The 15545-nt window shown below is 46.9% G+C and carries 15 protein-coding genes; 1 reads left to right on the forward strand and 14 read right to left on the reverse strand.

Translation table 11 applies throughout. The features are described 5' to 3' along the window. Positions 1–265: 265 nt before the first annotated feature. The 6 genes from ASL14_RS04185 to ilvB all read right to left on the reverse strand — a co-directional run bounded on the left by ASL14_RS04185 (position 266) and on the right by ilvB (position 7442). A complete protein-coding gene (locus ASL14_RS04185; RefSeq protein ID WP_014280569.1) occupies positions 266–805 on the reverse strand; it encodes a peroxiredoxin in 540 nt (179 codons plus the stop codon). Positions 806–1106: 301 nt separating this feature from the next. Beyond that, on the reverse strand, positions 1107–2183 hold the full coding sequence (gene leuB, locus ASL14_RS04190) for a 3-isopropylmalate dehydrogenase (RefSeq protein WP_134910566.1): 1077 nt from the start codon (positions 2181–2183) through the stop codon (positions 1107–1109). A 204-nt stretch (positions 2184–2387) separates the two neighbouring features. Further along, entirely contained in the window at positions 2388–3929 is a 1542-nt protein-coding gene (locus tag ASL14_RS04195) for a 2-isopropylmalate synthase (protein ID WP_134910567.1), read from the reverse strand. Between the two features lie 124 nt (positions 3930–4053). Then, positions 4054–5046 (reverse strand): ketol-acid reductoisomerase, encoded by a 993-nt coding sequence (gene ilvC / locus ASL14_RS04200; RefSeq protein ID WP_014280566.1) that lies wholly within the window; start codon positions 5044–5046, stop codon positions 4054–4056. A gap of 163 nt (positions 5047–5209) precedes the next feature. Further along, entirely contained in the window at positions 5210–5695 is a 486-nt protein-coding gene (gene ilvN, locus ASL14_RS04205) for an acetolactate synthase small subunit (protein WP_134910568.1), read from the reverse strand. A 1-nt stretch (position 5696) separates the two neighbouring features. Further along, positions 5697–7442: a biosynthetic-type acetolactate synthase large subunit gene (gene ilvB / locus ASL14_RS04210; protein WP_134910569.1), complete on the reverse strand. Its 1746-nt coding sequence runs from the start codon at positions 7440–7442 to the stop codon at positions 5697–5699. A gap of 618 nt (positions 7443–8060) precedes the next feature. On the opposite strand from ilvB, the gene ASL14_RS04215 reads away from it, so the two are divergent. Further along, positions 8061–8501: a GNAT family N-acetyltransferase gene (locus tag ASL14_RS04215; RefSeq protein ID WP_134910570.1), complete on the forward strand. Its 441-nt coding sequence runs from the start codon at positions 8061–8063 to the stop codon at positions 8499–8501. A 34-nt stretch (positions 8502–8535) separates the two neighbouring features. Here ASL14_RS04215 and ASL14_RS04220 read toward each other — a convergent pair whose 3' ends face one another. From ASL14_RS04220 to infC, 8 genes are all read right to left on the reverse strand, one after another. Further along, positions 8536–8889, reverse strand: coding sequence for a hypothetical protein (locus ASL14_RS04220; RefSeq protein ID WP_134910571.1), 354 nt, complete (start codon positions 8887–8889; stop codon positions 8536–8538). A gap of 265 nt (positions 8890–9154) precedes the next feature. Then, positions 9155–10114: an ABC transporter permease gene (locus ASL14_RS04225; protein ID WP_044646668.1), complete on the reverse strand. Its 960-nt coding sequence runs from the start codon at positions 10112–10114 to the stop codon at positions 9155–9157. Between the two features lies 1 nt (position 10115). Continuing rightward, positions 10116–11195 carry an ABC transporter permease gene (locus tag ASL14_RS04230; protein WP_044646669.1) on the reverse strand — a complete coding sequence of 360 codons (1080 nt, stop codon included), beginning with the start codon at positions 11193–11195 and terminating at the stop codon, positions 10116–10118. Next, positions 11188–12726 (reverse strand): ABC transporter ATP-binding protein, encoded by a 1539-nt coding sequence (locus ASL14_RS04235; protein WP_134910572.1) that lies wholly within the window; start codon positions 12724–12726, stop codon positions 11188–11190. Before ASL14_RS04235 ends, ASL14_RS04230 begins: the two co-directional genes overlap by 8 nt. A 141-nt stretch (positions 12727–12867) precedes the next feature. Next, a complete protein-coding gene (locus tag ASL14_RS04240) occupies positions 12868–13905 on the reverse strand; it encodes a BMP family lipoprotein (RefSeq protein WP_134910573.1) in 1038 nt (345 codons plus the stop codon). Between the two features lie 377 nt (positions 13906–14282). Then, entirely contained in the window at positions 14283–14642 is a 360-nt protein-coding gene (gene rplT, locus ASL14_RS04245; protein WP_044646672.1) for a 50S ribosomal protein L20, read from the reverse strand. Positions 14643–14694: 52 nt separating this feature from the next. Next, positions 14695–14895: a 50S ribosomal protein L35 gene (gene rpmI, locus ASL14_RS04250; protein WP_013309379.1), complete on the reverse strand. Its 201-nt coding sequence runs from the start codon at positions 14893–14895 to the stop codon at positions 14695–14697. Between the two features lie 20 nt (positions 14896–14915). Then, entirely contained in the window at positions 14916–15413 is a 498-nt protein-coding gene (infC, locus tag ASL14_RS04255) for a translation initiation factor IF-3 (RefSeq protein WP_134910574.1), read from the reverse strand. Positions 15414–15545: the final 132 nt, after the last annotated feature.

Here is a 15545-nt window from a genome sequence, read left to right on the forward strand (position 1 = left end):
CCGGGCTCAGCCTCCTCTGAACAAAACCTGTTCTGCCTTGTTTATCCTCTATGTTACCTTATTCGCTTTCACCAGTTGAAATTCCTCCAAAACACAGTAACATTTCCACAATTATTTCTTATTTCACCCTGCACTGTTCACTTCAAACACACATAATCATAGACTCTTTTCCTGCATAACATAGGCAAGCAAGCCCCCAATGTCGGTAAAAAACCGCTTGTTGGGGGCTTGCAAGTTTAATGTTCAACTTCTTCTAAAGCTTATATTACAGGTTTTTGTCGCCTGGTTTCCAGTTCATTGCGCACAAGCCGCCGGATTGCAAAGCTTGTAGTACACGCAATGTTTCTTCTACACTACGACCTACGTCGTTGTGGTTAACCACTTGATATTTCAATTCGCCTTCAGGATCAATGATGAACAAGCCGCGCAATGCAACTCCTTCTTCTTCGATCAGAACGCCATAATCGCTTGCTGTTTTTTTAGTGATATCAGAAGCCAACGGGAAGTTCAGTTTGCCCAATCCGTTGTTTTCTTTAGCAGTGTTGATCCATGCTTTGTGGCTGTGTACGGAGTCTACACTGATACCCAGAATTTCAGTATCCAGCTCTTTAAATTGGTCAGCAGCATCGCTCAATGCTGTGATTTCTGTTGGGCACACAAAAGTGAAATCCAGTGGATAGAAGAAGAATACGAGCCATTTGCCACGGTAATCGGAAAGCTTCACCGAACCAAATTCTTGACCGTCTCCAGTCACTGTTTCCAATGCAAAATCAGGTGCGGGTCTTCCTACCAATCTTTCTGCCATAATATGAAATCCTCCTTTTAAAATATGTAAGAAAAACATCAAATGTGTTTTCCTCAATCATCTGTATTGTATTAAAACAACCTACTTGATAAATGTTATCATTCGCAGAAATCAAAGTCAATATTGTAACCATTACTTTTTTAGAATTACTTTAAACTAGCTTTTAAAAATTCACATTTTATACACATTCATCAGGTTGTACACTTCCGGATATAACAGCAGCCCCTGATGGCTCAGGAGCTGCTGTATCATGCACTTGCTGTATAATCAGCTACCTTATTTCAAGGAAGCCGCTAAGCTTTTATCGAATAGCCGCCGCGATCAAATCACCCATTTGTGTTGTCGAGATGGCCTTGGATTTATCCACCGCGATATCGGCTGTGCGATGTCCGGCATCCAGTACCTCTGCTACCGCCTTCTCAATGGCGTCAGCAGCTTTCTCATATCCGAAAGTCATACGGAACATTAAAGCAACGGACAGGATCGTAGCAATCGGATTAGCAAGTCCTTGACCCGCAATGTCCGGTGCTGAGCCGTGAACCGGCTCGTACAGACCGAAGCTGCCTTCTCCGAGAGAAGCAGAGGACAGCATACCGATGGAACCAGTCAGCATAGCCGCTTCGTCACTGAGGATATCGCCGAACATATTTTCCGTCACGATGACGTCAAAGCTGGACGGGCGACGCAGCAATTGCATTGCGCAGTTGTCAACCAGTACATGCTCCAGCTCAACATCCGGATAGTCCACGGCGACCCGGTTAACCACTTCGCGCCACAAACGGGAAGTTTCCAGCACATTGGCCTTGTCAACTGATGCAAGCTTTTTGCGACGCTTCTGTGCAATTTCGAAAGATTGGCGAACAATGCGCTCCACTTCCGTTACATTATATGCGCATGTATCGACAGCTTCCTCACCCTGCGGGCTTTCACGTCTGAACTTCTCACCGAAGTAGATGCCACCTGTCAGCTCGCGCACAACGATCAGATCCGTACCTTCCAGCACTTCAGGTTTCAGTGTCGATGCGTCCTTGAGACAATCGAAGACGACAGCCGGACGAAGATTGGAGAACAGGCCCAGCGCTTTGCGTATCCCCAGCAGCCCTGTTTCAGGGCGAAGCTCCTTCGGATTGTTATCCCACTTGGGACCACCTACGGCTCCCAACAGTACGGCATCTGCAGATTGGCAGACAGCCAGCGTTTCTTGCGGCAATGGTGTACCCTTCTCATCAATGGCAATTCCACCGAACAGTGCATGCTCCGTTTCAAATGAATGGCCAAACACTTCCTCCGTACGCTTCAAAATTTTCTCTGCCTCAGCGACCACTTCCGGGCCGATTCCGTCCCCAGCTATTACCGCAATCTTTTTCACGTCTGCCATCACGTACACTCCTCTTGTTTTACAGCCTTACGGGCGTATTATTTATACCTTCTTTGTAACATACATGACAGGGCTTTGACCAAGATATAGAATCTATCAATTTAATAGGCTTAGCCTATAAGCTGAAAATCTGTAGTAAGACAAAACAAAACAGGACCGGAAATACCCGATCCTGTAAACTCCAAATTGCTTGATCTGCAATCCTTAGGACTTGTAATCTACACGATTGCTATAGGTTTTACGCTTGTCGATCAAGCCATTCAATGCATCCACATAAGCGCGGGCACTTGCTTCCAGAATGTCAGTGCTTACCCCACGTCCCTGTACAGACAGATCGTTTTGGGTCAAAACGACATGCACTTCACCCAGAGCATCCTTACCTTGGGTAACAGACTTGATGGAGTAATCCGAAAGAACGACTGCCTCTCTGCTGGCTTGGTCAATCGCATTGTAAATCGCATCGACCGAACCGTTCCCTTCAGCTTCCGTCTCAATAACCTGACCTTCGTCGGTAACCAGACGTACCTTGGCGGAAGGTGTAGCCTCGTTGCCATAGGTTACGAAAATCGTTTCCAGCTTGAAGACTTCCGGTGAATCGGCCAGTTTTTCTTCCAGCAACGCCAGAATATCATCATCCGATACTTCTTTCTTCCTGTCAGCCAAATCCTTGAACTGTCCGAAAGAGCGGTTCAGCTCCTCTTCGCTCAATTCGTAGCCCAGTTCGATCAAACGTTCGCGGAAAGCATGGCGACCGGAATGCTTGCCCAGTACCAGCTTGCTTTCCTTCAGACCAATACTTTCCGGCGTCATGATTTCGTAGGTCGTTTTTTCCTTCAACATGCCATCCTGGTGAATACCCGATTCATGCGCAAAAGCATTCGCTCCAACAATCGCCTTGTTGCCTGGCACGACCATACCCGTCAGACGGCTGACCAACCGGCTCGTACGTGCAATCTCGGACAGTTGCAGAGACGTTTTGGCATGGAAAAATTCCTGTCTCGTCTCCAGCGCCATTGCAATTTCCTCAATAGCGGTATTTCCGGCACGTTCACCGATACCGTTAATGGTACCCTCAATCTGATCCGCCCCGTTCAGGATCGCAGCCAGTGTATTCGCCGTAGCCATTCCCAGGTCGTTGTGGCAATGTGCGCTCAATTGAATCTTTTCCACACCAACCACATTTTCCTTAATATGCTTGAAAATGTTGCCGTATTCATAAGGGGTCAAGTAACCCACGGTATCTGGAATATTGACGACAGACGCACCTTCCTGTACAGCCATGGTGACCATTTCCACTACAAAATCAAGCTCTGTACGACCTGCATCCTCCAGGGAAAACTCTACCTTGGGCAAATATTTTAACCCGTAACGAATGGCTGAACGGGCAGTCTCCAATACCTGTGCCTTCTCCATCCGCAGCTTATGCTGACGGTGAATCGGAGAAGTTGCCAAAAAGATATGGATACATGGGTCCTGAGCACCCTTAAGTGCCTCGCGGACCGCATCAATATCCTGTTCCCTCGCACGCGAAAGACCAATAACCGTTGAATTTTTGACAGCCTTGGCGACTGCATTGACAGCAGCCAGGTCACCCGGAGAAGCAGCCGGAAAGCCAGCTTCCATACGGTCGATACCCAGCTTTTCCAACTGGTAGGCGATCTCTACTTTCTCGCGGGTATTCAAGTTCACACCAGGTGACTGTTCTCCGTCTCTCAACGTTGTGTCAAATATATATATTTTGCGCAACGCAACGCACCTCCCTTAGGATAGAAGCATTAAATTACAATGCGGCTCACGCAATAAGCAGGGCCGCATTGTAAGATTACCTTATAAATGAATCATGTTTTCGAACTCGTTGTACAAAAAGATCTTATTTTTTGATCCAGTGCATCATTTCACGCAATTGTCCGCCCACCACTTCAATCGGATGGTTAGCTTCATTACGGCGAGTAGCCGTCAGGAATGCACGTCCGGATTGATTTTCAAGGATAAAGTCACGAGCAAATTTACCTTGTTGAATGTCAGTCAATACGTCTTTCATTGCTTTCTTCGTATCTTCTGTTACGATACGTGGTCCAGTTACATAGTCGCCATATTCCGCTGTGTTACTGATGGAATCGCGCATTGTTGCCAATCCGCCTTCATACATCAGGTCAACGATCAGCTTAAGCTCATGCAAACATTCGAAGTAAGCCATTTCAGGAGCATATCCTGCTTCAGTCAACGTTTCAAAACCTGCTTTAACGAGTGCGCTCACGCCGCCACACAATACCGCTTGCTCACCGAACAGATCCGTTTCCGTTTCTTCACGGAAGGAGGTTTCGATCACGCCTGCACGTGTACAGCCAATACCCTTGGCATAAGCAAGACCGATTTCTTTTGCTTGACCTGTTGCATCCTGCTCGATTGCGATCAGACCTGGTACGCCAAAGCCTTCTACATAGGTACGACGTACCATATGTCCTGGGGATTTTGGAGCAACCAGCAATACATCGCTATCTTTAGGAGCAACGATTTGTCCGAAATGAACGTTGAAACCATGGGAGAATAAAAGAGCTGCGCCTTTTTTCAGGTTAGGTTCAATTTCATTTTTGTACACAGAAGCTTGTGTTTCATCCGGCAACAAAATTTGAACCACATCTGCACGGCTCGTTGCATCAGCCACGTTCAGAACTTCAAAACCGTCGTTTCTTGCAACATCTGCTGATTTACCTTCACGCAAACCGATAACAACATTCAGACCACTGTCACGCAAGTTTTGTGCTTGAGCATGTCCTTGGCTACCGTAACCGATAACGGCAACCGTTTTTCCTTTCAATACGCTGAGCTCTGCATCTTTTTCGTAGTACGTTGTAACTGCCATGGTTAATTTCCTCCTTTTAATTGGACCCTTCATAATGAGCGGGTACTCCAAGAGACTCTGCCTCGTTACCAAAACTTGAAAATCTCTTCGAGCCCCCGCTCTTATGAGGGCGGTTCTTTATTGATGTAATGCGCTATAAGCGGTAATTCGTTAAAGCTCCGTATTAAGCATTGCCACGTATCATGGCTGTAACCCCGGTTCGGGTCAGCTCACGAATACCGTAAGGCTTCAATAACTCGATCATGGCATCAATTTTTTCGGTATCACCAATGACCTGAACAATCAAGCTCGTCGTTCCAACATCAACTACGGCTGCTCTGAACGTTTCCACGACGCCCATAATTTCTGGCCGCTGAGGTGGTTCTGCCTTCACCTTAATCATCGCCAACTCCCGCGCAACCATCGGCTTGGAGCTAAGATCAATAACCTTGATTACATCAACCAGCTTGTAAAGCTGCTTCTCGATCTGCTCCAGATTGTTCTTATCTCCTATGGTCACAATGACCATACGGGATAATCCAGCTTCCTCCGATTGACCCACGGTAATGCTCTCAATGTTAAAACCACGGCGACCGAACAGGCCGGACACACGCTGCAAAACGCCGGGATGATCATTTACCAGTACAGCAATGGTATTTTTAATCGTCATTTTACTCGTCCCCCATCAGCATTTGATCAATCGTCGAACCTTGCATCACCATCGGATATACATTCTCTTCCTTGCTGACCACAAACTCGACAACGACCGGTCCGGGTGTATCAAGCGCCTCCTGCCAAGCCCGACGTGCCTCTTCCTTATTCGTAGCACGCAGTCCTTTTACGCCGTATGCTTCAGCCAGTTTCACAAAATCCGGGCTTCCGGCCAGATCAATATGGCTATAGCGATTGTCATAGATCAATTCCTGCCATTGTCGAACCATCCCCAGCACCTGATTGTTGATGATTACGATTTTGACCGGGATGTTATTGATTGCACAAATGGCCAACTCCTGCGAACACATCTGCATACCGCCGTCTCCGTTAATCGAGATAACCAGTCTGTCGGGATTCGCCATCTGAGCGCCGATCGCGGAAGGGAAACCAAATCCCATCGTACCTAGTCCACCGGATGTTACCCATGAGCGCGGCTGATTGAATTTATAATACTGCGCCGCCCACATTTGATGCTGACCCACGTCCGTCGTTACGATTGCGCCGCCTTTGGTCGTTTCATCCAGCAGCTCGACAACCCATTGTGGCTTAAGCACTGTATCCGAATCCTTATAAGAATAAGGCTTCTCATTTTTCCATTGTTGAATTTGCGCTCTCCATGCATCCGCTCGATTCGCGCGTTTCACATCCTGATTCAGCAATTCCAGTACCGCTTTCACATCGCCTACAATCGGAATGTCTGTCGGTACGTTTTTACCGATTTCAGCAGGATCGATATCAATATGGACGATTTTGGCGTGAGGAGCAAAGCCGTCCAGCTTGCCTGTCACCCGGTCATCAAAGCGGGCACCGATACAGATTAGCAAATCCGACTGTTGAATCGCCAGATTGGAGGTGTACGTTCCGTGCATCCCCGGCATTCCCGTCCACAGTTCATGACCACTTGGGAAACCGCCCAATCCCAGCAATGTTGTCGTAATCGGAATTTCCGTTTTGCGAACAAACTCGTAAAGTGCCTCATGTCCGCCGGAGTATACAACCCCGCCACCTGCCAGAATAAATGGGCGTTCCGCTTCAGCAATAGCCTGAGTCAGCTTGTCTAGCTGAATTTTGTTTGGTAATACCTTCGGGTTATAACCTCGCATGGTCACAGGTCCCGTTTGCGGAACAAATAGCGTTTGGGCTGCCGATATATCCTTCGGAATATCAATCAGTACCGGACCTTTGCGGCCCGTGTTGGCAATATGGAACGCCTCATGAATGATTCGCGGCAGATCCTCTACATCTCTTACCAGATAGCTGTGCTTCGTAATCGGCATCGTGATTCCCGTGATATCGGCTTCCTGGAAAGCGTCCGTGCCGATCAGGGAAGATACAACGTTACCCGTGATGACCACTAACGGCACCGAATCCATAAAAGCCGTCGCAATGCCGGTTACCAGGTTGGTTGCTCCAGGTCCGGAAGTCGCGATACAGACGCCGACTTTACCGCTGGCACGTGCGTAACCATCTGCCGCATGAATGGCTCCCTGCTCGTGACGGGTGAGGACATGCTTGAAATCCTCAAAGCCGTACATGGCATCATAAATGTAAAGCACTGCACCACCAGGGTATCCGAAGACACAATCTACTCCCTCCAGCAACAGGCTACGGAGCAAAATTTCCGAACCTGTAATCACTTCAGGTTTCATCCACTTTTCACGTAATTCATCGGTTGACCGAACTTCAGGAATTTGTGCACTCATTGGTCATCCTCCTTCACAAAATTTACATACATCTGACATTTGTAAAAACAAAAAAACCTTCCATCCCTAGAACAGACTTGCTGTTACTGAGGGACGAAAGGCTGTAGCTTCCGTGGTACCACCCGTATTTGCCCGATATTTCGCAATATCGAACCTTGGCAGGTACAGAAATCACAAAGGATCTCCATATCTGGCGTCTGTAACGTAGACCGTACGATTTTCCCTAATAGGTGATTCAGCGCACCGCTAAATATCATCGGGCGGGCTCAAATACTTTTCAGGAAAACAGCTCCAAGGTGAGCTCGTTAAAAAGGGATTTTGGTGAAGCTTGCAGCTAATGCCTCACTCTCTGAACAAAAGAGCCCTAATCACTTCGTCCTTTTCATTGCCGTTGAGTTCATGTCATTCTTTCAAATGTTTAGACACATTATATGTCCCCCATCTGGGATAGTCAATACCCAGATTTCATAAAAATTTATGTTTTTTCTCCGGGGTACCTCTGAGTCGCACGCTTCCATGAGGTATCCGCATATTATAAAAAAGACCACACGGCGAGACTGTGCGCACCTCCAAAGCTGCGTCTTGCCTTGCTAAAAGGGTGGAAAAGGAGGCCCGCTTATGATCCGCAAACGCAGCGCTCAGGATGACCGCATGATCCTTCGACTAATCGAGCAAGAGCTTGTTCCCCTATCGCATTTAAGCGCACAAGAAATGGATCAAATTCGTAAAGAATTACCCCGGCGCTTAAACCGGGGCATCACTTTTGTCGCTTGCAGGCCGGATAATGCGCAGCCTGTCGGCTTCATTCATGTCATGCTGCATGGAGAGCTGATGTATATTGATTTGATTGCAATCTCTTCGTCTTATCAAGGCCAGCGCTACGGAAAAAAACTGCTGGAGCATGCCGAGCAATACGGATGTCTACGACGCTGCAAGCGGGCAAAAGTCATGGTAGACGAAGACAATATCCGTGGAATCCGCTTTTATCTGCGTAACCATTATCAAATGCTACGATACGTCTCCCTGAGCAGATGCCATGAACTTGAAAAGGCATTGTGAAAGAGTGCCTCCTACAGCTCATCATTCCAATATCCTAGAATAAATTGGGGTAAAACGGATAACCTTCTCCAGGGTATCCTCCATCTGTATATGGGCCGTACTGAGGTCCACCGTATCCCGGCCCGCCATATCCTGGTCCCCCATAACCTGCTCCGTAACCGCCATATGCACCAACGTAAGGAGCTGTGCCGATGGCAAGCAAATCGAACAGCACCAAGGGAATAATTGCCTTTGTCTTTACCTTTTTCTTGCGATTGGGCTGAAGAATCAGTCGGTTACCCGAAATGCGAATCAGCTTGCCGCTGACCTGGGAACCATCCTTGCGAGTAGCCAGAATGACTTTGCCGACAAGCTTCTCCACCTGCTTTCTGGTTACTGCCTGTTTCATCGTATTTCCTCCTTCTTTCTCAACGGATGGACAGATTGAACGGCTCCTTGATAGCTCACCGCCACCACAAAACGACTGGAGCTGATAGGGGCCGAGCGTTCGTCCAATCTGCATAGCACAGTCTATTCCATCCATGCCAGAAGCGTATGTTTGAATGCCTGCACAACCTAAAAAAATCCGGCACCTGCGAATGCAGATACCGGATTTGCGAACAAATGCAATTTTCAGATTTCAAGACAAACAGCTTTTAACTGTCCCTGTAAAATTAGCGCTTGCTTGGATCATAGAGCTGACCCAAAGCAGCGGGAGCACGCGAGCGCCCTACAGCCACTACCAGCACAATAATCGTCAGGAGATACGGCAGCATAAAAATAATTTCCTGGGGAATACTTTGCGACCATGCGAACAACTGCACATAGTTGCGAATGGCCTGAGAAAAGCCAAAGAACACAGCTGCGCCAAAAGCGCCGAGCGGGTTCCATTTTCCGAAAATCATAGCGGCAATGGCAATATATCCTTGACCAGATACCGTATTATGCGAAAACATATTTGTCGTCGTCAAGGTGATCGTAGCTCCGCCAATACCAGCCAACGCGCCGCTGATCATGACCCCGATATAACGCAGGCGATTTACCTTGATACCAACGGTATCCGCAGCGCCCGGATGCTCTCCCACAGAACGCAAACGCAAGCCGAACGGCGTTTTATACAATGTAAAATATCCAATAATGACTAATAATATGGCCAAATAGGTCGTTGGATAGGCTTGGAAAAAGGCTTTTCCTAAAATCGGAATATCTACTAGATAGGGAATGGATATTTCGCTAAACCCCTGAATTCGCCCAGTATCGCCATCACCCTCAAATAAAAGCTTAACCATGTACAGCGTACTGCCTGCCGCCAAAAAGTTGATAACAATCCCGCTAATGACCTGATCGGCTTTAAACGTAATCGAGGCTACAGCATGAATCAGCGAAACCAAAATGCCGAATACCGCCGCCGACAGCACACCTACCCAAGCGGCAGAGGTTCCCCCCAGCCCTGCTTGTTCCGCATAAAATCCGCCTACACCCGCCGCAAACGCCCCGAACACCATAAGACCTTCCAGCCCGAGGTTCGTCACACCGGATTTTTCCGAAAAAACTCCGCCGAGAGACGCAAATATAATCGCCGTCGCAAAAACGAGCGTTGTATGGATTAATTCACCAAGTGTTAACCAACTCATTTTACAACACCTTCTCTTTCTTCCGCTTGGAGTAGAGCGGCTTCACAACCCAACGTACAATTCCCTGGGCTGCAATAAAGAAAATAATCGAGCCGATGACAATCCGAATAATTTCGGGCGGCACATCCGCGCTAAAGCTCATCCCCGCAGAACCATACGTAAGCGTTCCGAACAAAACAGAGCCAAGCAGCACACCGAACGGATTATTCATCCCAATGAGCGCCACCGCGATACCATCAAAGCCGGTTCCCGGCGATCCTGCCATGACGGATTGATAATGGAATACCCCCAGCACTTCAAAGGCACCCGCCAGTCCGGCAAAAACACCACTAATGAACATCGCTTTTACGATGTTGCGATTCACATTCATACCTGCATAGCGGGATGCATCCTGATTAAATCCGACAGCACGCAACTCGTAGCCCTGCTTGGTTTTCCACATGAAAATATAGAAAAACACCGCCGCCAGCACAGCAATGACCGTCCCCCAATGAACCCGGGCATTTCCCATCATCTGTGACAGCCATTCAATCGAAATCGAAGCGGAAGGCTGAATATCCACGGAACGATTTTCACCCTGCAGGAGTGCAAACTGGTTAATCACCAGGTTAGCCAAATACAGACCAATCCAGTTCATCATAATACAGGTGATAACCTCATTAACGCCACGCTTGGCCTTCAAATAGCCAGCAATTGCAGCCCATAGACCACCGAATACCGCCCCGGCAATGATCGCCAGCGGCGCATGTATAATAGCAGGCAGTCCATGCAGCTTGATGCCCACAATCGAAGCAGCAGTCATACCCACCAGAAATTGACCTTCACCGCCGATGTTAAACAATCCGGCACGAGCCGCAAAAGCAAATGCCAATCCCGTCAAAATCAGTGGAGTCATTTCACGGATAGCCTCACCAAAGTTGTATGAGTCTCCGTACACACGGCTAAATAGTGCAGAATACGCCACAATGGGATCGTAGCCGCCAATCAGCATCACGACAGCACCCAGAAGAAGACCCAAAATAATAGAGACCAGCGCCAGAACAAAGGAGTCTTTTGTAAATATTTTCAATAGGTTAGCCATTCTCTACTCCTTTCTTCACTGCACTTCCGGCCATCATCAGTCCCAATTCCTGATCATTCGTTTCTTCCGGCAGCACTTCCCCAACAATCTTGCCTTCATAAATGACAGCAATTCGGTCGGATACATTCATAATTTCATCCAGCTCAAAGGAAATGAGCAATACTGCTTTACCTTGATCCCGCTGGGCAATCAGTTGTTTCTGGACAAACTCAATCGCTCCAACATCCAACCCACGTGTAGGCTGGGCCGCAATGAGCAGGTCTGGGTTTTTATCGATTTCACGCGCAATGATTGCCTTTTGCTGATTACCGCCGGATAACGCTCTTGCCTTGGTATGAATATCCGGTGTTCTCACATCAAATTTCTCAATGAGACTTTTCGCCTGCTTATCAATAGCCTCTTTGTTCAAAAAGCCTTTTTTACTGTAAGGAGCCTGATAGTACGTCTCCAGAACCATGTTTTCGCTCATGGAAAAATCGAGTACCAACCCGTGCTTATGCCGGTCCTCCGGGATATGCGAAACGCCTGCCTCTGAAATTTTACGTGGCGACTGATTCGTCATTTCTTGTCCGAGCAATCGGATGTGCCCGCCATCAACCTTACGTAAACCAGTCAAAGCTTCAATCAGCTCACTCTGTCCATTGCCATCTACTCCGGCGATTCCTAAAATCTCACCTGCCTTGACTTGCAGGTTCAGCTCATTCAGAACACTAATACCATCCTTGTTTTTAGAGACCACATGGCTCATTTCCAGGACGGTTTGTCCCGGCTTCGCAGGCTGCTTGTCCACTTTAAAGGACACACGGCGGCCTACCATTTTCTCCGCCAGATCATTTGGAGTCGTTTCCGATGTCTTGACCGTATCTATGACCTGACCCCGGCGAATAATCGTAACTGTATCTGCAATTTGCATGATTTCTTTAAGTTTATGAGTGATAAGAATAATGGACTTGCCTTCAGCTACCAGACGCTTCATAATGTCCAGCAGCTCAATGATTTCCTGTGGAGTCAACACCGCTGTTGGCTCGTCGAAAATCAGGATATCTGCGCCACGGTAGAGCGTTTTGATAATTTCCACACGCTGCTGCATGCCGACAGATATATCTTCAATTTTGGCATTCGGATTCACCTGAAGGCCGTACTGCTCAGACAACCGCTGTACTTCGGCAGCAGCCTTTTTATAATTGATTTTCAGACCTTTGCGTGGCTCCGAGCCCAGGACAATATTTTCGGTGACAGTAAACGGCTGCACAAGCTTAAAATGCTGATGCACCATGCCAATACCCAGATCAATCGCCCTATTTGGGCTATCAATCTGTACTGGTTTCCCACCGATTTCTATCGATCCTTCATCCGGTTGATACAGTCCGAAAAGAATATTCATAAGCGTAGATTTACCCGCACCATTCTCACCCAAAAGGGCATGAATTTCTCCCTTTTGCAGCTTGATGCTGATGGAGTCGTTGGCAACGATGCCGGGGAATCGTTTTGTAATTTGCTTTAACTCAACGACGGGGGTCGCTGCATCCATGAGATCACCCTTATACACTTTATAGTATGTGCTCCAATGAGCTGATTGACCGTTATGATCTGTATAACTCCAGACGTAAGAACAAGGCTAGTCTTGTGAACCAGCCTTGTCGCCACCTTTATTTATCTTGCAAGCCAAATCTTATTTCGAAGGAACTGTAATTTCGCCCTTAATAATTTTTTGCTTGTATTGTTCTACGAGATCAAGCACGTCTTTAGGAACGTTTTTACTGGATGTATCCGCCAAGCCGATTCCGTTGTCTTTTAGAGCCAGCGTTTCGATACCGCCCTTAAATTTACCGTCGATGACTTCCTGGGATACGCGTTTTACGGCTTCATCCACACGTTTGACCATTGAAGTCAACGTTACGTCGTCACCAAACTCAAGCGATTGGTCTTTGTCTACACCAATAACCCATACTTGCTGACCTTGTTGCTTCCGTGCGAGCGCTTCGTTAAATACGCCTGTACCTGATCCGCCAGCTGCGTGGAAAATAATGTCCGCACCGCTGTTGTAGATCGTTGCAGCCGCCGCTTTACCCAGATCCGGCTTATCAAACGCACCTGTGTAGTTTACTTCCAATTTTGCATTTGGATTTACTGCTTTAATACCCGCTTCGAAGCCTTTTTCAAAACGTTTGATCAGCGGGCTATCTTGTCCACCCACAAAACCGATTTTGTTTGTTTTGGTGAGTTTACCAGCTACAACTCCCACCAGGAAGGAACCTTCATTTTCAGCAAAAACAACCGATTTTACATTAGGCGCATCTACGACACTATCGATGATCGCCAGATTTTTGTCCGGGTTGTCTTTCGCTACTTGTCCAATCGCATTCGCCAGACTAAAACCAATACCCCAAGTCAGTTTAAAACCACCCTTAACAAATTGATTCAGGTTAGGAATATAATCTTGATCCGATTTACTTTGCAGGTATTTAGCCTTGGCGCCTGTTTCTTTTTCAATAGCTTTCAGTGCTTCCCAAGCAGATTGGTTAAACGACTTGTCGTTTACTCCACCTACATCTGTAACCATGCCGATTTGGACATTGGATGTTTTGGCAGAACCACCTGCGTCTCCGCCACTTGCACTGGACGCGCCTTGATTTTTGTTACCGCAGCCTGCGATAATGACCGAGATCGCTAGCAGCATAACCAAAGACATACTAAACATTTTCTTCATGCTGATACTGTTCCCCCTTAGTGTTAGATCCCTGGACTGTCTCTTTTCTCTGAAAATGGACACGTCATACATGCCATTTACTGTCGAGACAGATCGTACAGAAGACTTACTTTAGAGATTATACAATTATGATCGACTAAAATCTAGATGATTAATAACCTTGGGTCAATTTTTTTTGAAATCCTATCAATGTAAGCGCTACACCTATTGCAAAATCCATACATTCTGTCATCATACGTCATGTTTATTCGTATTTTGAATAATTTGGACTTTTTTCATTTCGTTAAGTATGTACAAAAAAAGGCATCCCTACACAGCATACTGCTCGGGATACCTTTTCAACCACTTTCGCGGTTTCCACGCCTTCATTTCAATAATTAAGCGTTGATTTTGCCTTTAGCAACAATTGCCAAAGAGTTGAACGCATTGATATCGTTGACTGCAAGATCAGCCAAGATTTTGCGGTTAATGTCCACACCAGCCAATTTCAGGCCGTGCATCAGTTTGCTGTAAGACAAACCGTTCAAACGAGCTGCTGCATTGATACGCACGATCCACAGTCTGCGGAAGTTACGTTTCGTCTGACGACGGTCACGGTATGCGTAAACAAGCGATTTCATTACCTGCTCGTTAGCTGTTTTAAAAATGCGGTGTTTGGAACCAAAATAACCTTTAGCAAGCTTCAATACTTTTTTATGACGACGACGAACGACGAATCCGCCCTTTACTCTTGCCATATCAAAAGACCTCCCAAATAATGTTTATGCTTAATTCATTGCCGTGCTTGTGCTATTTCAGGTTAGCAAGACCTTGTTTCAGACGCTTAACGTCCCCAGGTGCCATCTCAGGGTTAGTACCCAGAACGCGTTTTGCACGTTTGGATTTGTGGGAAAGCAAGTGGTTTTTGTAAGCTTTGTAACGCATTACTTTACCAGTACCAGTAATCTTGAAGCGGCCTTTAAGGCTGCTATGTGTTTTCATTTTAGGCATTGAACTTCCTCCTTAATTTGTCATTGACTCTTTGGAGCCAATATCATAATCATGCTGCGTCCTTCGAGCTTGGGTTGGCGCTCCACGGTACAAAGATCAGCAACTTCCAATTTCACACGTTCGAGAATTTTTTGACCCACATTAGCATGGGTAATTTCACGACCGCGGAAACGAACGGAGCATTTCACCTTGTCCCCTTCATTCAGGAACTTCACCACATTGCGAAACTTGGTTTGGTAGTCATTCTCCTCGATGTTGGAACGGAACCATACCTCTTTGATGTCAACGATCTTCTGGTTTTTACGGGCTTCCTTTTCTTTCTTCTGTTGCTCATAGCGGAATTTTCCGTAATCCATAATCCGACACACGGGCGGCTTCGCTTGAGGCGCCACGTTCACGAGATCCAAGTTTGCGTCAATCGCCATTTGAAGAGCTTCACGAGTCGGTGTAATCCCGATTTGTTCCCCGTTAGCACCAACCAGACGTACTTCTCTCACCCGAATCTCATCATTGATCATATGTTCCTTACTAATAACTCTCCACCTCCAGAACCTGTTATTGTTGTATTGTGTTAAAGCACAAAAAAGGGATGACGACTATGCAGCCGACATCCCTGTCTGATACTCAATTCATCATGAAAGTTCAATTCA

Source organism: Paenibacillus sp. IHB B 3084 (genome assembly GCF_001447315.1).
Taxonomy (GTDB): domain Bacteria; phylum Bacillota; class Bacilli; order Paenibacillales; family Paenibacillaceae; genus Paenibacillus.